Source organism: Pseudomonas sp. LBUM1643 (assembly GCF_059716215.1).
Genome location: NZ_CP166813.1, coordinates 5,824,470 through 5,843,894, shown reverse-complemented (window position 1 = coordinate 5,843,894; position 19,425 = coordinate 5,824,470). Strand labels below are relative to the sequence as shown.

At 56.6% G+C, this 19,425-nt stretch carries 18 protein-coding genes and 1 rRNA gene; 9 read left to right on the top strand and 10 right to left on the bottom strand.

The annotated features are described in order from the left end of the window. Positions 1-27: 27 nt before the first annotated feature. Positions 28-1,935 (bottom strand): esterase EstP, encoded by a 1,908-nt coding sequence (estP, locus tag ACA063_RS26490; protein ID WP_497663929.1) that lies wholly within the window; start codon positions 1,933-1,935, stop codon positions 28-30. 407 nt (positions 1,936-2,342) lie between these two features. Here estP and ACA063_RS26485 point away from each other — a divergent pair, with 407 nt between their 5' ends. The 4 genes from ACA063_RS26485 (at position 2,343) to ACA063_RS26470 (ending at position 5,646) form a co-directional block, all read left to right on the top strand. Beyond that, a complete protein-coding gene (locus ACA063_RS26485; protein WP_007980194.1) occupies positions 2,343-2,936 on the top strand; it encodes an aminodeoxychorismate/anthranilate synthase component II in 594 nt (197 codons plus the stop codon). 9 nt (positions 2,937-2,945) lie between these two features. After that, positions 2,946-3,995 carry an anthranilate phosphoribosyltransferase gene (gene trpD, locus ACA063_RS26480; RefSeq protein WP_162436283.1) on the top strand — a complete coding sequence of 350 codons (1,050 nt, stop codon included), beginning with the start codon at positions 2,946-2,948 and terminating at the stop codon, positions 3,993-3,995. Continuing rightward, positions 3,992-4,828, top strand: coding sequence for an indole-3-glycerol phosphate synthase TrpC (gene trpC, locus ACA063_RS26475; RefSeq protein ID WP_497663928.1), 837 nt, complete (start codon positions 3,992-3,994; stop codon positions 4,826-4,828). The genes trpD and trpC overlap by 4 nt, the downstream gene beginning before the upstream one ends. Positions 4,829-4,947: 119 nt before the next feature. After that, positions 4,948-5,646, top strand: coding sequence for a lipoate--protein ligase family protein (locus ACA063_RS26470; protein ID WP_497663927.1), 699 nt, complete (start codon positions 4,948-4,950; stop codon positions 5,644-5,646). 45 nt (positions 5,647-5,691) lie between these two features. On the opposite strand, the gene crp is transcribed toward ACA063_RS26470, so the two are convergent. Further along, positions 5,692-6,336 (bottom strand): cAMP-activated global transcriptional regulator CRP, encoded by a 645-nt coding sequence (gene crp, locus ACA063_RS26465; RefSeq protein ID WP_194693780.1) that lies wholly within the window; start codon positions 6,334-6,336, stop codon positions 5,692-5,694. Positions 6,337-6,595: 259 nt separating this feature from the next. Here crp and ACA063_RS26460 point away from each other — a divergent pair, with 259 nt between their 5' ends. Next, the gene (locus tag ACA063_RS26460; protein ID WP_008061600.1) at positions 6,596-7,018 is read left to right on the top strand and encodes an OsmC family protein; all 423 of its coding nucleotides are present in this window, start codon (positions 6,596-6,598) and stop codon (positions 7,016-7,018) included. Between the two features lie 145 nt (positions 7,019-7,163). On the opposite strand, the gene coq7 is transcribed toward ACA063_RS26460, so the two are convergent. The 6 genes from coq7 to hemJ form a co-directional block, all read right to left on the bottom strand. Beyond that, complete coding sequence (gene coq7 / locus ACA063_RS26455) at positions 7,164-7,811, bottom strand: 2-polyprenyl-3-methyl-6-methoxy-1,4-benzoquinone monooxygenase (RefSeq protein WP_162436287.1); 648 nt, start codon at positions 7,809-7,811, stop codon at positions 7,164-7,166. A gap of 124 nt (positions 7,812-7,935) precedes the next feature. Beyond that, complete coding sequence (locus ACA063_RS26450; RefSeq protein WP_008027110.1) at positions 7,936-8,274, bottom strand: histidine triad nucleotide-binding protein; 339 nt, start codon at positions 8,272-8,274, stop codon at positions 7,936-7,938. Between the two features lie 80 nt (positions 8,275-8,354). After that, positions 8,355-9,143 (bottom strand): SDR family NAD(P)-dependent oxidoreductase, encoded by a 789-nt coding sequence (locus tag ACA063_RS26445; RefSeq protein ID WP_497663926.1) that lies wholly within the window; start codon positions 9,141-9,143, stop codon positions 8,355-8,357. Between the two features lie 62 nt (positions 9,144-9,205). Continuing rightward, a complete protein-coding gene (locus tag ACA063_RS26440) occupies positions 9,206-10,180 on the bottom strand; it encodes a DUF805 domain-containing protein (RefSeq protein ID WP_497663925.1) in 975 nt (324 codons plus the stop codon). 72 nt (positions 10,181-10,252) lie between these two features. After that, positions 10,253-11,221 carry an NAD(P)H-dependent flavin oxidoreductase gene (locus tag ACA063_RS26435; protein ID WP_497663924.1) on the bottom strand — a complete coding sequence of 323 codons (969 nt, stop codon included), beginning with the start codon at positions 11,219-11,221 and terminating at the stop codon, positions 10,253-10,255. A 33-nt stretch (positions 11,222-11,254) separates the two neighbouring features. Continuing rightward, positions 11,255-11,683: a protoporphyrinogen oxidase HemJ gene (hemJ, locus tag ACA063_RS26430; protein ID WP_497663923.1), complete on the bottom strand. Its 429-nt coding sequence runs from the start codon at positions 11,681-11,683 to the stop codon at positions 11,255-11,257. A 137-nt stretch (positions 11,684-11,820) separates the two neighbouring features. Here hemJ and argC point away from each other — a divergent pair, with 137 nt between their 5' ends. Next, entirely contained in the window at positions 11,821-12,855 is a 1,035-nt protein-coding gene (gene argC / locus ACA063_RS26425) for an N-acetyl-gamma-glutamyl-phosphate reductase (RefSeq protein WP_497663922.1), read from the top strand. 168 nt (positions 12,856-13,023) lie between these two features. Next, positions 13,024-13,374 carry an iron-sulfur cluster insertion protein ErpA gene (gene erpA, locus ACA063_RS26420; RefSeq protein WP_007947969.1) on the top strand — a complete coding sequence of 117 codons (351 nt, stop codon included), beginning with the start codon at positions 13,024-13,026 and terminating at the stop codon, positions 13,372-13,374. An 81-nt stretch (positions 13,375-13,455) separates the two neighbouring features. Here erpA and ACA063_RS26415 read toward each other — a convergent pair whose 3' ends face one another. Further along, entirely contained in the window at positions 13,456-14,547 is a 1,092-nt protein-coding gene (locus tag ACA063_RS26415) for an anhydro-N-acetylmuramic acid kinase (protein WP_497663921.1), read from the bottom strand. 3 nt (positions 14,548-14,550) lie between these two features. Continuing rightward, entirely contained in the window at positions 14,551-15,975 is a 1,425-nt protein-coding gene (locus ACA063_RS26410; RefSeq protein WP_497663920.1) for a peptidoglycan DD-metalloendopeptidase family protein, read from the bottom strand. A 212-nt stretch (positions 15,976-16,187) separates the two neighbouring features. Between ACA063_RS26410 and tyrS the strand changes: the two genes are divergently transcribed. Then, positions 16,188-17,387: a tyrosine--tRNA ligase gene (gene tyrS, locus ACA063_RS26405; protein WP_497663919.1), complete on the top strand. Its 1,200-nt coding sequence runs from the start codon at positions 16,188-16,190 to the stop codon at positions 17,385-17,387. Between the two features lie 495 nt (positions 17,388-17,882). Beyond that, positions 17,883-19,419 (top strand): 16S ribosomal RNA (locus tag ACA063_RS26400). Positions 19,420-19,425 lie beyond the last annotated feature (6 nt).

Here is a 19,425-nt window from a genome sequence, read left to right as displayed (position 1 = left end):
GTTTTTTTTTGCCTGCTGTGTACCGGATCAGAAATCCAGCGCAACGCCCACGTTCACGCCTTGCTGGGTAAAGTCATCATCCTTGCGAATGATGTAGCTTGCCTGCAGTGCCAAGTCCTTCGTGAGGTTGTGGCTGACGCCCACGTTCACCCGGTTTAAATGGCTTTGCGGTGTATAGCCTACGAGTTTGAAGTCGTTGGCCGGCAAGCTGTTGAGGGCAATGTTCACTTTCTGCACATCGTCTTCGTACTCGCGCTCGTAGGCGTATTCACCAAACACCCGGGTTTGCGAAGTGATCTGGTATTTGCCCTGCAGACCCAGGCCCAGGCGCTTCGAATCACGGGTCTGATCATCAAAATTCAACGCGGTGGCGCGGTTGCTGTTCTCCGAATATCCGTCGACCTCTACTTTGGCATAATCAGCGCTCACGAACGGTGACAGGTGCCATTGGCTGCCAGGTTGCGCGATGTCGTAACCCACGCGAGTACTGAACGCCCAGAGATGGCCGTCAGTGTCACCTTTTTCCGCACCTTCGCTGGCACCCAGGTCGAACTTGCGTTTGAGGTTGTCGTAATCCAGCTTGCCGCCGGTCAACGCGGCATCTGCCCACCAGCGGTTCTGCTGGAACTGGGCGAAGGCGGTGGCGAGGTAGCTGTTGAGTTTGTAGTCCGAATCGTTGCTGCCGGCTTCCAGGGTTTGACGATAGAAGCCTGCCGCTACGCCGACACGCCAGGCGTCATTAAGACGATAGCTGCCACCGATGTTCAGGTTGTAGCCGCTGCCATCGGCACTGGCGCCGCTTGATTGGCTATCGATATCAAGATGCTGACCGCCACCAGCGACGATCGCCCGCCATTGACCTACAGCCTGCCAGCTCTCCCAATCCGATTGCCATTGGCTGCGTAATTCGTCCTGGTGAGCACGTAATGTGGCGAGGGCCATTTCCGGCAACAGCGTCAGTTCCCATGGCGCTGCCAATAAGGAGTAGGCGTAATCGGAAATCAGTTTTTGCCCGGCCTCGGTTGGGTGAACCCCGTCGTTGTAGATCAGCTTGCTTGGGTCCGGGGTGGCGCTGTTGATGCCGTATCTGGCGTTTTCGGTGCAGCCGTTACCGCTGAAGCAAGTGGCCGTGAGGTTCTGGTCAGTGGCGAGGCCAAACCGGCCCGGATCCGCGAACGACTCCTGCAACAACAGCGGAATGTTCAATGGGATGATTTCTGCGTTGATGCCCTGCAGGCGTTGCACCAGCTGCAGGTTGAACTGGTTGCTGAGCTGTGTGGCCGCTGTTTGTAACCCCGTGCCGTTGATGGCTGGGGTCAGGCCGATGTCAGGCAGCAGCCAGACCATGACGTACTTCGCGCCAGCGGTTTGCAGGACCTGCACGCTGTCCGCCAGTCGATCTGCGGCCGCGTTGGCTTGAGCTGGGCTGAGGATGCGCCCTTGCAGGAAGTCGTTGCCACCACCGGAGAGGTAGTAAAGCGCGTTTGGATCGGCGCGGAAGTTGTTCGATGGCAGGTAACCGGCTCGGGTGCGTTCGCCCGTGGCGGATTGGGTGGTAATGGAGTCAAGGATCTGATCGGTGCGATACCCGCCTACTGCCCAGTTGTTGCCATCCGGCAGGCCCTGATTGGCGCGTACGGCTGAGCTCGAAGCTGCAGTCTCGTCCGGAGTGAAACCGAGCCGTCCACCCAGCAACTGCGTGGAATTGAGCGAGCGGAATTCGCCGCTGCCATCCTGATAGAGCGGTCCGGTCCGGTTGGTGTAGCGCTGGGTCGCACCGGCAGGACCGCCCGTGTCGGTAAAGGTCCCGGCATCGTTGAGGCTGTCGCCGAAGACGACGAAATTCGAATAAGGATTTGGAGCGGCGATCGCCTGGGCGCAGGCCATTGCGAGCAGGCATCCGGCGAGCGGTACAAACAGCGTCTGTTTGATCATGAGCAAGTCCGTTTATTTATTGTTGTAGTGAACGAAACGACAGTACCAAAATCTCCCGGCCTTTTGCCATCGGTCGCGAACCCTCCGATAGTTTCCCCAGCCGCCGGCCCCACCATATTGCACGCTCCGCCCAGCTAAGTTACTGTGCCGAGACGTATGAATGAGACCTTCCCCGTGTTGATCATCAGCAAACTTCTGGATCAAGTCATCAAGGCACACGCCCGCTGGCGTTGGCGCGCCTGAATTCCTTTGCCGGCCTCGCCGGTCCTGTACCGATTTACCTTCTTTACCCGTTTTAATTGCCGCTTTGCTGGCGCCACTCCAGCACCTGACAAAGCGCAGCGCTCCGCGGGTAATCGTTTGAAGGTCATGTTCAAAGTCAGTGAATTCAAGAGGTTCCAAGCGCCATGTTGCTGATGATCGATAATTACGACTCTTTTACCTATAACGTTGTGCAGTACCTTGGTGAGCTCGGCTCCCAAGTCAAAGTCGTGCGCAACGACGAACTCACCATTGCCGAAATCGAAGCGCTCAACCCGGAGCGCATCGTCGTGTCGCCGGGTCCTTGCACCCCGACCGAAGCAGGCATTTCCATTGAAGCGATCAAGCATTTTGCCGGCAAGCTGCCTATTTTGGGTGTTTGCCTCGGTCACCAGTCCATTGGCCAGGCCTTTGGTGGTGACGTGGTCCGCGCCCGTCAAGTGATGCACGGTAAGACTAGTCCGGTATTCCATGAGGACAAGGGCGTTTTTGCAGGTCTGAATCGTCCGTTGACGGTGACCCGCTATCACTCGCTGATCGTCAAGCGTGAAACTCTGCCCGATTGCCTCGAACTGACGGCATGGACCCAGTTGGAGGACGGTTCGGTCGACGAGATCATGGGCCTGCGCCACAAGACGCTGAACATCGAAGGCGTGCAATTTCACCCCGAATCAATCCTCACCGAACAAGGTCACGAACTGTTCGCCAACTTCCTCAAACAAACCGGCGGCACGCGCTAAGGACTTTCCATGGATATCAAGACAGCCCTGAGCCGTATCGTCGGCCACCTCGACCTGAGCACTGATGAGATGCGTGATGTCATGCGCGAAATCATGACCGGGCAATGCACGGACGCGCAGATCGGCGCGTTCATGATGGCCATGCGCATGAAGAGCGAAAGCATCGACGAGATCGTCGGTGCCGTATCGGTCATGCGCGAGTTGGCGGACAAGGTCGAACTCAAGACGCTGGACGGCGTGGTCGACGTAGTGGGTACAGGCGGCGACGGTGCCAATATCTTCAACGTTTCGACCGCGTCCTCGTTTGTGGTCGCCGCTGCGGGTTGCACCGTGGCCAAGCACGGTAACCGTGCGGTATCGGGCAAAAGTGGCAGCGCTGATCTGCTGGAGGCGGCCGGTATCTATCTGAACCTGACGCCGATTCAGGTGGCGCGCTGCATTGATAACGTCGGCATCGGCTTCATGTTTGCCCAGACCCATCACAGTGCGATGAAGCACGCCGCCGGCCCACGACGTGATCTGGGCCTGCGCACGATGTTCAACATGCTTGGCCCGCTTACGAATCCGGCTGGCGTGAAACATCAGGTGGTCGGCGTGTTCAGCCAGGCGTTGTGCCGGCCATTGGCCGAGGTCTTGCAGCGACTTGGCAGCAAGCATGTGCTGGTGGTGCACTCGAAGGACGGCCTGGACGAGTTCAGTCTGGCGGCACCGACCTTTGTAGCGGAATTGAAGAACGACCAGATCACAGAGTATTGGGTCGAGCCAGAAGATTTGGGCATGAAGAGCCAGAGTTTGCATGGCCTGGCGGTCGAGAGCCCGGCGGCTTCGCTGGAACTGATCCGTGATGCCCTGGGCAAGCGCAAGACCGAAAACGGTCAGAAAGCGGCGGAAATGATTGTGCTCAATGCCGGTGCGGCGCTTTACGCTGCCGACCATGCCACCAGTTTGAAAGAGGGCGTTGCCCTGGCGCACGATGCGCTGCATACAGGTCTTGCTCGAGAAAAGCTTGAGGAGCTGGGTGCATTTACCGCGGTATTCAGAGTGGAGAATGAGGGATGAGTGTACCGACGGTTCTGGAAAACATTTTGGCGCGCAAGGTCGAAGAAGTCGCCGAGCGCAGTGCTCGTGTGAGCCTTGCCGAGCTGGAACGTCTGGCCAAGGCGGCCGATGCACCCCGTGGTTTTGCCGAGGCGTTGATCGCTCAGGCCAAGTTGAAACAGCCGGCGGTGATTGCTGAAATCAAGAAGGCTTCGCCAAGCAAAGGCGTGATTCGCGAAAACTTCGTTCCTGCCGACATCGCCATAAGCTACGAAAAGGGCGGCGCGACCTGTCTGTCTGTACTCACCGATATCGATTACTTCCAGGGTGCCGACGCGTACCTGCAACAGGCTCGCGCCGCTTGCAGACTGCCGGTGATTCGCAAGGATTTCATGATCGATCCGTACCAGATCATCGAAGCCCGAGCGTTGGGTGCGGACTGCGTGTTGTTGATCGTCTCCGCACTGGATGACGTGAAGATGGCCGAGTTGGCAGCCGTTGCAAAAGGCGTCGGCCTTGATGTGCTGGTGGAAGTGCACGATGACGATGAGTTGGAGCGGGCCTTGAAAACTCTCGATACGCCGTTGGTGGGCGTCAACAACCGCAACCTGCATACCTTCGATGTGAGTCTGGAAACCACGCTGGACCTGTTGCCGCGAATTCCGCGGGATCGTTTGGTGATCACGGAAAGCGGCATTCTTAATCGCGCCGACGTTGAACTGATGGAAATCAGCGACGTGTATGCGTTCCTGGTCGGGGAGGCGTTCATGCGCGCTGAAAGCCCGGGCACTGAATTGCAGCGTCTGTTTTTCCCTGAGCGCGGCACTGCAATCAGCGGTTCTACACTCGACTGACTCGACCTCTTCGCGATCAGGTTCACGCCCACAATGAGCGCGGCTTGATGTGGGCGTGAACCTGCTGGCGAAGATGGCTTCAGATGCACCATGGAATGACCCGTCAGACGGACTGTTTTATGCTCCCGACCTCGCTACTCGTAGAAGCTGGATTGCTCGCCGAACAGGATCTGCTGGCCTCGGTTTGCTCCGGTGAATCGGAATTCGGCCTGTTGTTCTGGCAACCCAGCGATAAAGCGCTGGTCATGCCTCGACGCCTGAGTCGCCTGCCTGGTTTCGAGGCTGCCTGCGATGCATCGGCGGCTGCAGGCTGGCCTGTGTTGCTGCGTGAAACCGGCGGTGAGCCAGTGCCTCAGTCGGCATCGACCATCAACATTGCCCTGGTTTACGCACCGCCCGCTCGCGAAGGGGATTTGAATCGCATCGAAACCGCGTACCGGCGCCTTTGCGATCCGATCTGTCAGCTTCTGGATGAGTTGGGGGGCGTGTCGTCCTTGGGTGAAGTCGACGGCGCGTTCTGCGACGGTCGTTTTAACGTCAACCTCGACGGGCGCAAGATGGTCGGCACTGCTCAGCGCTGGCGCCAAAGCAAGGGCGGTACTCGACCTGTCGGCCTGGTGCACGGAGCGTTGTTGCTGGATAACGAGCGTGAGTCGATGGTTGCAGCCGTCAATCGGTTCAACGAGGCGTGCGGTCTGGATCAACGGGTTCGCGCTGAGAGCCACATCGCCTTACATGAAAAGTTCGCAGCGCCTGATGCGCTGGAGCGGCTCGATGCTCTTTATCGTCAGTTGCTGGCGGAAGTGGTTGCGGCTTAGTTTTCGAACTTGACGCGTAACTTGACGCGTAACGCGACGCGAAACTCAACGTGTACCGAAGACCACCATGGTCTTGCCTTTGACGTCCACCAGGTTGCGCTCTTCCAGATCCTTGAGCACGCGACCGACCATCTCTCGTGAACAGCCAACAATCCGCCCGATTTCCTGACGCGTCACCTTGATCTGCATGCCGTCGGGATGCGTCATGGCATCGGGTTGCTTGCACAGCTCTAAAAGGCAGCGGGCAACGCGGCCGGTCACGTCGAAAAACGCCAGATCGCCCACTTTGCGCGTTGTATTGCGCAGACGCTGTGCGATTTGTCCGCTAAGCACGTAAAGAATGTCGGGGTCTTGCAGGGACAGTTCACGGAATTTCGCGTAGCTGATCTCCGCGACTTCGCATTCGATCTTGGCCCGGACCCAGGCACTGCGTTCCTGTTCCAGACCGGCCTGTTCAAACAGGCCGAGCTCTCCAAAAAAGTCTCCGGAGTTAAGGTACGCGATGATCATTTCACGGCCATCGTCATCTTCTATAAGGATGGTGACCGAGCCTTTGATTATAAAGAACAGCGTTTCCGAGCGATCGCCGGCACAAATGATGTTGCTCTTGGCCTGATACCGGCGGCGCTGGCAATGCATCAGCAGCTTGTCGAGGTTTTTGATTTTTGGGGCGGGAGCAATAGCAACCATGGTTGTATCCCGAAAAGACTGCACGGTGTGTTTGGTTTTTTTAGGCGCTTGTGAAGGCCCGGACCGCGAACGGACGGACTGCTTATTCGCTTCAAGCTGGCTATGCGCCAGTGAATTGGCGCCAGCATAACAGACACTTTCTGCAACATTCGAGATTTTGCCTACGCAGGCGAAGGTTATGTCCTACGGAGGTGAGCGCTGTCAATCAAGGACCCTGTGCTAAGCTGGCGACCCTTTTTTATGTAGTGGAGTCTTGGCGATGAAGGCACGCATCCAATGGGCTGGCGAAGCCATGTTCCTCGGCGAATCCGGCAGCGGTCATGTCGTGGTCATGGACGGTCCCCCTGATGCCGGCGGTCGCAACCTGGGTGTCCGTCCGATGGAGATGCTCTTGTTGGGTGTTGGCGGATGCAGCAACTTCGATGTGGTCAGCATCCTCAAGAAGTCCCGTCAGGCGGTAGAGAGCTGCGAAGCTTTCCTTGAAGCCGAGCGCGCCACCGAAGATCCGAAGGTATTTACCAAGATCCACATGCACTTTGTGGTCAAGGGCCGCGGGCTGAAAGAAGCTCAGGTCAAACGCGCCATTGAGCTGTCGGCCGAGAAGTATTGCTCGGCGTCGATCATGCTCGGCGCGGCAGGCGTGGAGATTACCCACGACTACGAGATCATCGAGCTCGGTTGAAATCGAGATTCCCCAGATGCAAAAAAGGCGACTACCTCACGGCAGTCGCCTTTTTACTGGTTGATGCAAAATCCCCAGTAGAAGCAAGGCTTGCCCGCGATTGCGTCCTGGGTATCGCTATCGCAGAGCAGCCTTACTCCTGAGGTCAGATCCTATAAGTACTCTTGGTCATGACCTTGGCCAACAAGCTCATCCCGAATTTCACCGGAGCCGGGAAGCGAAAGCCCCCAGCATCCAGCGCACTCTGCGCGTGATGCTCTTCATCCGTGCGCATCTGTTCAAGAATTGCTCTGGATTTTTCATCTTCCGCTGGCAGTTGCTCGAGGTGCTCGTTCAAGTGTTTGCACACTTGATGCTCTGTAGCGGCGACAAACCCAAGGCTGACTTTGTCGCTGATCAAACCGGCAACCGCACCTATTCCGAACGACATGCCGTAGAACAACGGATTAAGAATGCTTGTGTGGCTGCCCAATTGATGGATGCGTTGTTCGCACCAGACCAGATGGTCGATTTCTTCTTCGGCGGCATGTTCCATAGCGGCACGCACTTGCGGCAGTTTCGCCGTAAGGGCTTGGCCTTGGTACAGCGCCTGGGCGCAGACTTCGCCGGTGTGGTTGATGCGCATCAGGCCGGCAACGTGCCGGGTGTCTTCGTCGCTCATTTGCACATCAGGCTGCACGATAGCCGGGGACGGACGGTACGGCTGGCCACTGAATGGTAGCAGGGTACGCATCGCCGCATCGGCTTGCAGCAGTAGACGGTCAATCGGCGAGTAGTGACGTTGGGTAGTCATGCTGACCTCCGGGAAGAATCTCGGCGGCCAGTTTAACCGAATCGGCCGGTGAAGGTTTGCGTTGGGTCATTTGTGGGAGAGGGCGTCTCCTGGAGCAAGCCCTCTCCCGCAGGGATTTGCGCAATCAGCCCGGCGGCCAGTGCATCTGACGCTGACCCAACACATGCATATGGATGTGATAGACGGTTTGACCGCCTTCTTCATTGCAGTTCATCACGACGCGGAAGCCTTTTTCGCAACCCAGTTCCAGAGCAAGACGCTGGGCTGTGAACAGAATATGCCCGGCCAGTGCCTTGTCATCCTCGGTGAGGTCATTCAGGGTGCGCACCGGTTTCTTCGGAATCACCAGAAAATGTACGGGTGCCTGCGGGGCGATGTCGTGGAAGGCCAGAACCTGGTCGTCCTCGTAAATGATCTTCGCCGGGATTTCCCGGTTGATGATCTTGGTGAACAGAGTATCCACAGCTGTTTTCTCCGTTGTTTAGGCAGTCCTGAGTGTACCCACGCAAGCTACACCATCCCAGTGTTATGCCGTAGGGCCGTTCAGCGAGGGCAGTAGGCCTTGTTGACCATGCCTGCGATTGTCCGGTTTAGCCAGCGAGAGCCGAGGCGCGGCAAGAAAGCTAACCAGCGGTTGCGCTGACCCGGAATAATGATGGCGCGATTTTTCTCCAGTGCCCGCACGGTGTAAAGAGCAACCTCTTCTGCGCTCATCAGGCGCTTGTTACTTTCAAGTTTGCCGGTGTCCAATTGTGCCGTGCGGAAAAACGCTGTGCGGGTTGGACCGGGGCAGAGCACCGAAACCTTGATCGCACATTTCTTGAGTTCCACCCGCAAGCCTTCGGAAAAATTCAGCACATAGGCCTTGCTGGCGTAGTAGGTACTCATCCATGGGCCAGGCTGGAAGGCCGCCAAGGAGGCAACGTTCAGAATCTGCCCGCCACCCTGCAAGGCCATCGTGTTGCCGATGGCGTGACACAGGCGAGTAAGGGCCAGAATGTTGACCTCGATCAGGTCCTGTTCGGTCATCCAGTCCTGAGCCAGGAAAGGACCAGAGGTGCCAATACCGGCGCAGTTCACCAGCAGGTCAATCTGCCGGTCGCCTTCTTCGAGTTCCAGCAGAAATCCGGACAGCCGCAGTGGCTCACCCAGATCGCAGGCTCGGAACAGTACCTCCACACCAAAACGCTGGGTCAGTTCTATCGCAATACTTTCCAGCTGATCACGCTGTCGGGCCACTAGTAGCAGGCTGCGGCCACGGCGGGCCAGCGCTTCGGCCATCGCCAGGCCGATGCCGCTGGAAGCGCCAGTGATCAGAGCGTAACGGGTCATTCAGTTCTCCATCGCAACAGCTCCGCGCCAGTGACGCGGGTGTCACGTGCGGGGAGCGCTGTTCATTCTTTCGCAGAGTCTACAGTGGGCTGGGCTTCTTCTGCTGCTTCGTCAGCTGTATTTGGCGCCGGCTCTACTTCCACTGCGGTCTGATCTTCGATCTCTTCGGTGGTGACGGAGTCACTTTCGTAACTGCTCTGGGTGGCGTTTTCGTATTCATCCTGAATTGCCGTGAGGCCACCCGCCAACCCTCCAATGAACAGGATCGCGATAAACACCAGCCACAACGCAGAGAGCACTTTTACCGCGTTGCTGTTGGGTGGTGGCGGTGCACCGTACCGATTGGCCGTGTTGTTCCCCGGCATAACCATCATCACGAACGGAAAGAAGCTACCGATAAAGGGAACGAGGTTCAGCAGCCACAACCAGCCAGACCAACCGATATCGTGCAGACGCTGGACGCTGAACTGGATGCTGACAAAACCAAGCGCAGCAACGAGGATGAACGCCAGCAGACCCGCAAGAATCAGCCCGGCATTCGAGTCCGAACTGAGAAGCGCCAGACCAAAAAGCGCAAGCACGATCCCGATGCCGAGCGTCACGAGCGTCAGGACCATCGTCCAGGCAAGAAAGCGTAAGCGTCCGATACGTCCCTGAAAGCTGAACGGCTTGAGGGGAGCAAAGTCGGGCAATGCTTCTCCGACCGCGGCGCGGGGCGGGGCATAGGGCGAATCCTGATCCGGCGGGGGGGACGCGTAGGACGGGGCCGGTTCGCGAACGTCGGCCAAATCCAGCTCGATCGTTGGTTCGCTTTCGATCCGCGCATCAATGCCGGTTTTCACCAGTGCCTGTAAATACGTCTGGGCATCGGCTTGCGACAGGTCGCGCTTGAGTGAAACCGGGCGACCACTGAACAGTCGTTCGATGGCCGTTACATCGCTTTTGAACAGCTCGGCGAGATTGAGCTTGGCCGTAGTGGCATCGACGCCTGGCAGCAGAGCGCCGTCGAATACGATCTTGAAACGGTTTTCGCTCATTGCGAGGCATCCTTGTCGCGAGTGTTTGAATGAGAGATGCATACACCGATCGCAAGCGACCGGTTTCTGCATTTAGCGAGGCCAGCGCTTCGGCAGCGTTGCGGCCAGTTCCAGCGCCTTGCGGTATTCGCTGTCGAGGCGCGCGACCAGTTCATCAACGCCAGGTAAATCATCGATTTCACCAACGCCTTGGCCGGCGGACCATACGGTCTTCCAGGCTTTTGCTTCATCGCTTACAGGTTTGAGTTTGGAACCGAAGTTGACTTCCCCTTTGCCTTGCAATGCCGCCATGTCGAAACCGGCAGCCTCAAGGCTTTGACGCATGAAGCTCGCCGGCACACCCGACACTGCTGGAGTATGAACGATGTCGGCTGCTCTGGAGCTCAGTAGCATTTCTTTATAGGCATCGGGCGCGTGACTTTCGGTTGTGCCGATAAATCGAGTACCGAAGTAGGCTAGATCCGCGCCGAGCAATTGTGCGGCAAGAATCTCGTGGCCGTGGTTCAGACAGCCGGCCAGCAGTAGCGTTTTATCGAAGAACTGGCGAATCTCGGCAATCAAGGAAAATGGACTCCAGGTGCCAGCATGTCCACCGGCGCCCGCCGCCACTGCAATCAAGCCGTCTACCCCGGCCTCTGCAGCTTTTTCGGCATGGCGACGGGTCGTCACGTCGTGAAACACCAACCCGCCGTAGCTGTGAACCGCGTCCACTAGCTCTTTCACAGCGCCAAGGCTGGTGATCACAATCGGAACCTTGTGTTCGACACAGATCGCGAGGTCCGCTTGCAGCCTTGGGTTGCTGTTGTGGACGATCAGGTTTACTGCATAGGGCGCTGGATTTTCCAGTGTCGCCAAACCCGCTTCAATCTCTTCCAGCCAGGCCTTGAAGCCACTGCTCTCGCGCTGGTTGAGCGCGGGGAAGCTGCCCACTACACCATTACGGCAGCAAGCGAGTACCAATTGCGGATTGGAGATCAGGAACATCGGCGCCGCCACCACAGGCAGGCGCAAACGTTGTTCAAGCAAAGCGGGCAGCGACATTGTAGGTACCCCGAAAAGTAGCGCGTAGTGAAGTTAGAACGGTCGAACCACGACCAGAATTACGATAGCCAGCAATATCAGAACCGGCACTTCATTGAACCAGCGATAAAAGACATGGCTGCGGGTGTTTTCGCCACGGGCAAAGCGTTTTACCTGCGCCCCGCACATGTGGTGGTAGCCGATCAGGATCACTACCAGTGTCAGCTTGGCGTGAATCCAGGCACCCTGACTGAATATGCTGGGGTTCATGGCAATCAGTGCAATGCCAAAGATCAGCGTGGCGATCATTGCCGGTCCCATGATGCCGCGGTAGAGCTTGCGCTCCATGATGCTGAAACGCTCCTTGCTGACGGTGTCTTCACTTTGGGCGTGATAGACAAACAGGCGTGGCAGGTAGAACAGACCGGCAAACCAGCAGACCAGACTGACGATATGAAAAGCTTTGAGCCATAGATAAAGCATTTTTTAGGTATTCCCAGGTTCACGGTAGCCTGGATAGTAGAGGCTTGAGGCTCCGCACGTCACCTTGCCGGTTGTCGCAGGGCGATGCGGGCCCTATTATCGACGGCTTTCCAGTGGTTTCGTTTGAGGGCAGGTTTATGGTCAAGGTCGGTATCGTCGGCGGCACGGGTTACACCGGTGTCGAACTGCTGCGTCTGTTGGCACAGCATCCGCAAGCTGAAGTGGTCGTCATCACTTCCCGATCCGAGGCCGGTCTGGCCGTGGCTGATATGTATCCAAACCTGCGCGGCCATTACGACGGTCTGGCGTTCAGCGTTCCGGACATCAAAACCCTGGGTGCCTGCGATGTGGTGTTCTTCGCCACGCCTCACGGCGTCGCGCACGCCCTGGCGGGTGAGCTGCTAGCGGCAGGGACCAAGGTCATCGACCTGTCGGCGGATTTCCGCTTGCAAGACGCTGATGAGTGGGCGAAGTGGTACGGACAGCCGCACGGTGCTCCGCAATTGCTTGAAGAGGCTGTTTATGGCTTGCCGGAAGTCAACCGCGAGCAAATCAAACAGGCTCGTCTGGTTGCTGTTCCTGGTTGCTACCCGACTGCAACCCAACTGGGTTTCCTGCCATTGCTCGAAGCGGGGCTGGCCGACACCACGCGTTTGATCGCTGATTGCAAATCCGGCGTCAGCGGTGCCGGTCGTGGCGCTGCCGTAGGTTCTCTGTACTCGGAGACATCGGAAAGCATGAAGGCTTACGCCGTCAAAGGTCACCGTCATTTGCCGGAAATCCGCCAGGGTCTGCGCCGTGCCTCGGGCAAGGACGTTGGTCTGACCTTCGTGCCGCACCTGACACCGATGATCCGCGGCATTCACTCGACTCTCTATGCGACCGTCGTGGATCGCTCGGTGGACCTGCAGGCGCTGTTCGAAAAGCGCTACGCCAACGAGCCGTTCGTCGATGTGATGCCAGCCGGCAGCCATCCGGAAACCCGTAGCGTGCGTGGTGCCAATGTGTGCCGGATTGCTGTGCATCGTCCTCAGGATGGGGATCTCGTCGTGGTGTTGTCGGTTATCGACAATCTGGTGAAGGGTGCGTCGGGGCAGGCGGTGCAGAATCTGAATATTATGTTTGGCCTGAATGAGCGCCTGGGTCTTTCCCACGCCGGCATGTTGCCGTAACGCTTTATCCCGCTTAGCTAAAAGGCCTGGGTTACAGGCCTTTTTGCATTCTTGTCTGACGATTTGCTTGATTGATATACCGTAACAATAGTTGACCGATTTTCTAGGAGAAGCGGATAATGCGCGTCATCACGCATTATGGCGGCGTAACGCCGGGAGATAGTTAGCATGAGCGTCGAATCCTTCACCCCCACGGCTTTGCAATTCACCCACGGTGCTGCGCACAAGGTGAAGAGCCTGGTCGATGAAGAGGGGAATGATCGCTTGAAACTGCGCGTATTTGTTACGGGCGGTGGTTGTTCCGGGTTTCAGTACGGCTTCACCTTCGATGAAGAAGTAGCCGATGACGACACTATCGTCGAGCGCGAGGGTGTGAGTCTTGTCGTTGATCCGATGAGCTTTCAGTACCTGGCAGGTGCCGAAGTGGACTACCAGGAAGGTCTGGAGGGTTCGCGTTTTGTCATCAAGAATCCGAACGCTTCGACCACGTGTGGCTGTGGTTCTTCGTTCTCGATCTGAATACACTTCAAGATAATACCGAGCGCCGCATAACCTGAGGGTTTTGCGGCGTTTTGGCGTCTGGAGTTTGGTGGGGAGCAGTCAGGCGGGATAGATAGCGCCGAGTACCCGCAAGCCTCGAGCGCCAGTGACGCTTGGGCGATTGGCAGCAATACCTGCCAGGCAGCAGTGGGCTAGCCAGGCGAAGGCCATTGCCTCAACCCAGTCCGGGTCGACGCCGTAAGCGGCAGTGCTGTAGACCTTTGCGTTGGGCAATAGACGGGACAGGCGATTCATTAGCGTGGCGTTGTGCGCGCCGCCCCCGCAGACCAGCAACTCGCGCGTATCTGACTGAGCGCTTTGCAACGACTCGATGATTGTCAGGGCGGTCAGTTCCAGCAGTGTTGCTTGCACGTTTTCGGTGGCGAACGTAGGCAACAGTGAAAGATGTTGTGTCAGCCACGGAAGGTTAAACACTTCTCGGCCGGTACTTTTCGGGCCTTTGGTGACGAAGAACGGATCGCTCAGCAGCGCTTTCAACAAGACAGGTTCGACTTCGCCGGTGGCAGCCCAAAGGCCGTCGCGATCAAAGTTGTCGCCGCGTTGTTGATGAATCCAGGCGTCCAGAAGAACATTTCCCGGGCCGCAGTCGAATCCCGCAACGGGTCTGCCAGGTTCGATAAGGCTGAGGTTACTGAAACCTCCGACATTCAGCACTGCGCGGTTGCCGGCCTGCTCTTCAAACAATGCTTCATGGAAGGCTGGCACCAGTGGAGCACCTTGCCCGCCGGCGGCTACGTCGCGGCTACGGAAGTCGCCCACCACGGTGATACCCGTCAGCTCAGTCAGCAGGGCAGGGTTGCCAATTTGCACGGTAAAACCGCGCGCCGGTTCGTGGCGAATGGTCTGGCCGTGGCTGCCAATGGCGCGGATGTCCTCAGGTTTCAGGTTTTGTTGTTCGAGGAGAGCGTGGATGCCTTGGGCGGCCAGCTTCACCCAGTTTTGCTGGGCGATGGCGGAACGGGCGATTTCGTCTGGGCCGCTGGCGCACAAGCCAAGCAACTCGGCGCGCAGTGAGTCCGGCATAGGGATGTAGTGCGTGGCGATCAGTTTGATCGCCGGGGTCAGTTCTACAAGCGCAATGTCCAATCCATCAAGGCTGGTCCCGGACATCACGCCTATATAGAGGGCCATGGTTTAGCGCTTGCTCGAAGCGAGCATGGTGGCCTTCTCTTGATCCATGCGCGCCATCAGCGGCTGGCTCTGCGCGAGGAAGCGTGCGCGCTCAGCTTTGGCGATCGGATCGGCCATTGGCAGCTTCTGGCCCAGCGGGTCGACGTGTACGCCGTTGACCTGGAACTCGTAATGCAAGTGCGGGCCGGTGGACAGGCCGGTGGTGCCGATGTAGCCAATGACTTGGCCTTGCTTGACGCTACCGCCAGTCTTTACGCCTTTGGCGAAACCTTGCATGTGCCCGTACAGCGTACGGTAGGTATTGCCGTGCTGGATGATCACTGTATTGCCGTAGCCGCCGCGGCGCCCGGCCAGCAACACCTTGCCATCGCCCGCAGCTTTGATTGGAGTACCGCGTGGGGCTGCGTAATCGACCCCTTTGTGAGCGCGAATCTTGTTCAGAATCGGGTGTTTGCGGCCCATGGAGAATTTGGAGCTGATGCGGGCGAAATCTACCGGAGTACGAATGAACGCCTTCCGCATGCTGTTGCCGTCAGCGGTGTAGTAGCTGCTATTGCCTTGTTTGTTGGTGTAGCGCACTGCGGTGTAGGTCTTGCCCCGATTAGTGAAGCGTGCCGACAGGATCGGACCGTTACCAACGGCCTTGCCATTGACGACTTTCTGCTCGTAGATCACGTCAAACTCGTCACCCTGGCGGATGTCCTGAGCAAAATCGACGTCATAGCCGAACACACTGGCCATGTCCATGGTCAGGCTGTGGGACAGGCCTGCACGGGCGGCAGACTGCGACAGCGAACTGTTAATCACGCCGTGAACGTAGGCGGAGCGTACGGTGGGCTTGGCGGTGATGCGATTGAACGTATAACCCTTGTCGTTCTTGGTCAGGGTAATGCTTTCAAGGTCGCTGATCTTGCTGTGCAGGTTGGTCAGCTGACCTTCCGGGTTCAGTTCGAATTCAAGTTTCTGACCATGTTTGAGTTGGCTGAATTGCTTGGCTTGCTTGTCGCTGGCCAGCACTTCATGCACTGACGTTGCCGGCAGACCGACTTTCTCGAACAAGGTTGAGAGTGTGTCGCCTTTGGAAACGATCACTTCCCGGTGATTGGGGGCTTTCTTTTCTTCAACAACGGGCGCTGGTGCGGGATCTGCCTGAGCGGTTTCCTGAGGTTCTTCAGCGCTGTTTTCAATCTGCGCGAACGGGGAGGTTGCTGACTCATTTGTGGCTTGAACGGCTTCAGCAGCGTCTTGATCTTGTGTCAGTTGTTCAGCAGGGCTTTCCAGTTCAAGACTCAGGGTTGTCTTTTTGGCTTCAACATCACTGGAAGGGAATACCAGAAGCGCCAGGCTCAGAAGGGCGGCAATACCGCTTGCTGCGAGCAGGTGGGTCTTCGGGTAAAGCGGCGGCGCTTTAGACGATTCTTTGGTCATAGGTAATTTTTGACTTTGAAGAAGATGAATTGGAATAGATGAATGACATGATGAAGATGAAATAACTGTATAAAATATAACCAAATCATCTCTGAAGCAAGTCCGTGGTTACTCTGCCAGCGGATTGGCGTCATTGCGCCGACCAAACTTTGTATTTGAGGCGTGATCTTGTATGGTTGGTTCCCTTTGAATTCGAGCCTTGCGGGTCTGTTATGAAGTCGGTTGAAGAGCAGCTAGCGCTGATCAAACGTGGTGCGGAAGAACTGTTGGTCGAGTCAGAGCTTGTTGAAAAGCTCAAGCGCGGCCAGCCGCTGCGTATTAAGGCAGGCTTCGATCCGACTGCGCCGGATTTGCACCTGGGTCACACCGTGCTTATTAATAAGCTGCGTCAGTTCCAGGAGCTTGGGCATCAGGTGATCTTCCTTATAGGGGATTTCACTGGAATGATCGGCGATCCGAGCGGGAAAAGTGCAACGCGTCCTCCGCTGACTCGCGAGCAGGTGCTCGAAAATGCTGAAACCTACAAAACTCAGGTTTTCAAGATTCTCGATCCAGCCAAGACCGAAGTGGCATTCAACTCCACCTGGATGGATCAGATGGGACCGGCTGACTTCATTCGGCTGACTTCGCAGTACACCGTCGCTCGCATGCTCGAGCGCGATGATTTCGACAAGCGCTATACGACTAATCAGCCGATCGCTATTCATGAGTTCCTCTATCCGTTAGTGCAGGGTTATGACTCTGTTGCGTTGCGCGCGGATGTCGAGTTGGGCGGCACCGACCAGAAGTTCAACCTGTTAATGGGGCGTGAGCTACAGCGTGGTTATGGTCAAGAGCCTCAGTGCATTCTGACCATGCCGTTGCTGGAAGGTCTGGATGGCGTGAAGAAGATGTCCAAGTCGCTGGGTAACTATGTTGGTATCCAGGAAGCGCCGGGGGTTATGTACAGCAAGCTGGTGTCTATTCCGGATGCGCTGATGTGGCGCTATTTCGAGTTGCTCAGCTTCCGTTCCATGGATGAGATCAATGCGTTCCGTGTGGATGTGGAGTCGGGTGCCAATCCGCGTGACATCAAGATCAAGCTGGCCGAAGAGATCGTGGCGCGTTTTCATGGTGAAGAGGCTGCGGCCAACGCTCACCGTGCGGCAGGTAATCGCATGAAAGATGGCGAGCTGCCGGAGGACTTGCCGGAGATCGAGCTGATTGCTGCTGAGGATATGCCGATTGCGGCCGTCCTTAATAAGGCAGGCTTGGTCAAGAACTCGGCTGTGGCGCGTGATCTCCTGAGTGCAGGTGGTGTGCGTATAGATGGTGAGGTTGTCGATCGCACCTTTATATACGCGCTGGGCGCGACCCATGTCTGTCAGGCTGGAAAGAAGGCATTTGCGCGCATTACGCTAAAATCGGAATAAAGGTGAAATAAGGGGTTGACGGCGAATTGTAACGGTCTATAATTCGCCCCACTTCCGGCGCAGTCGAAACGGAAAACTCCTTGGTAAACAAAGAGTTACGCAGTTTTCGGCAGTGAGTTGCTTCAGGTCATCGAAGCGCGAAAGGAGTTGAAAAAGAGGTGTTGACAGCAGCGAGTAACGCTGTAGAATTCGCCTCCCGCTAACGAGAGATCGAAAGCGCAAGTGGTTGAAGTTACAAAGGAAACTTTGAAAACTTCTGAAAATAACCGCTTGACAGCAACAGAGGCTGCTGTAGAATGCGCGCCTCGGTTGAGACGAAAGATCTTAACCAACCGCTCTTTAACAACTGAATCAAGCAATTCGTGTGGGTGCTTGTGGAGTCAGACTGATAGTCAACAAGATTATCAGCATCACAAGTTACTCCGCGAGAAATCAAAGATGTAACCAACGATTGCTGAGCCAAGTTTAGGGTTTCTTAAAAACCCAAAGATGTTTGAACTGAAGAGTTTGATCATGGCTCAGATTGAACGCTGGCGGCAGGCCTAACACATGCAAGTCGAGCGGTAGAGAGAAGCTTGCTTCTCTTGAGAGCGGCGGACGGGTGAGTAATGCCTAGGAATCTGCCTGGTAGTGGGGGATAACGCTCGGAAACGGACGCTAATACCGCATACGTCCTACGGGAGAAAGCAGGGGACCTTCGGGCCTTGCGCTATCAGATGAGCCTAGGTCGGATTAGCTAGTTGGTGAGGTAATGGCTCACCAAGGCGACGATCCGTAACTGGTCTGAGAGGATGATCAGTCACACTGGAACTGAGACACGGTCCAGACTCCTACGGGAGGCAGCAGTGGGGAATATTGGACAATGGGCGAAAGCCTGATCCAGCCATGCCGCGTGTGTGAAGAAGGTCTTCGGATTGTAAAGCACTTTAAGTTGGGAGGAAGGGCATTAACCTAATACGTTAGTGTTTTGACGTTACCGACAGAATAAGCACCGGCTAACTCTGTGCCAGCAGCCGCGGTAATACAGAGGGTGCAAGCGTTAATCGGAATTACTGGGCGTAAAGCGCGCGTAGGTGGTTCGTTAAGTTGGATGTGAAATCCCCGGGCTCAACCTGGGAACTGCATTCAAAACTGTCGAGCTAGAGTATGGTAGAGGGTGGTGGAATTTCCTGTGTAGCGGTGAAATGCGTAGATATAGGAAGGAACACCAGTGGCGAAGGCGACCACCTGGACTGATACTGACACTGAGGTGCGAAAGCGTGGGGAGCAAACAGGATTAGATACCCTGGTAGTCCACGCCGTAAACGATGTCAACTAGCCGTTGGGAGCCTTGAGCTCTTAGTGGCGCAGCTAACGCATTAAGTTGACCGCCTGGGGAGTACGGCCGCAAGGTTAAAACTCAAATGAATTGACGGGGGCCCGCACAAGCGGTGGAGCATGTGGTTTAATTCGAAGCAACGCGAAGAACCTTACCAGGCCTTGACATCCAATGAACTTTCCAGAGATGGATTGGTGCCTTCGGGAACATTGAGACAGGTGCTGCATGGCTGTCGTCAGCTCGTGTCGTGAGATGTTGGGTTAAGTCCCGTAACGAGCGCAACCCTTGTCCTTAGTTACCAGCACGTAATGGTGGGCACTCTAAGGAGACTGCCGGTGACAAACCGGAGGAAGGTGGGGATGACGTCAAGTCATCATGGCCCTTACGGCCTGGGCTACACACGTGCTACAATGGTCGGTACAGAGGGTTGCCAAGCCGCGAGGTGGAGCTAATCCCAGAAAACCGATCGTAGTCCGGATCGCAGTCTGCAACTCGACTGCGTGAAGTCGGAATCGCTAGTAATCGCGAATCAGAATGTCGCGGTGAATACGTTCCCGGGCCTTGTACACACCGCCCGTCACACCATGGGAGTGGGTTGCACCAGAAGTAGCTAGTCTAACCTTCGGGAGGACGGTTACCACGGTGTGATTCATGACTGGGGTGAAGTCGTAACAAGGTAGCCGTAGGGGAACCTGCGGCTGGATCACCTCCTTAATCGAC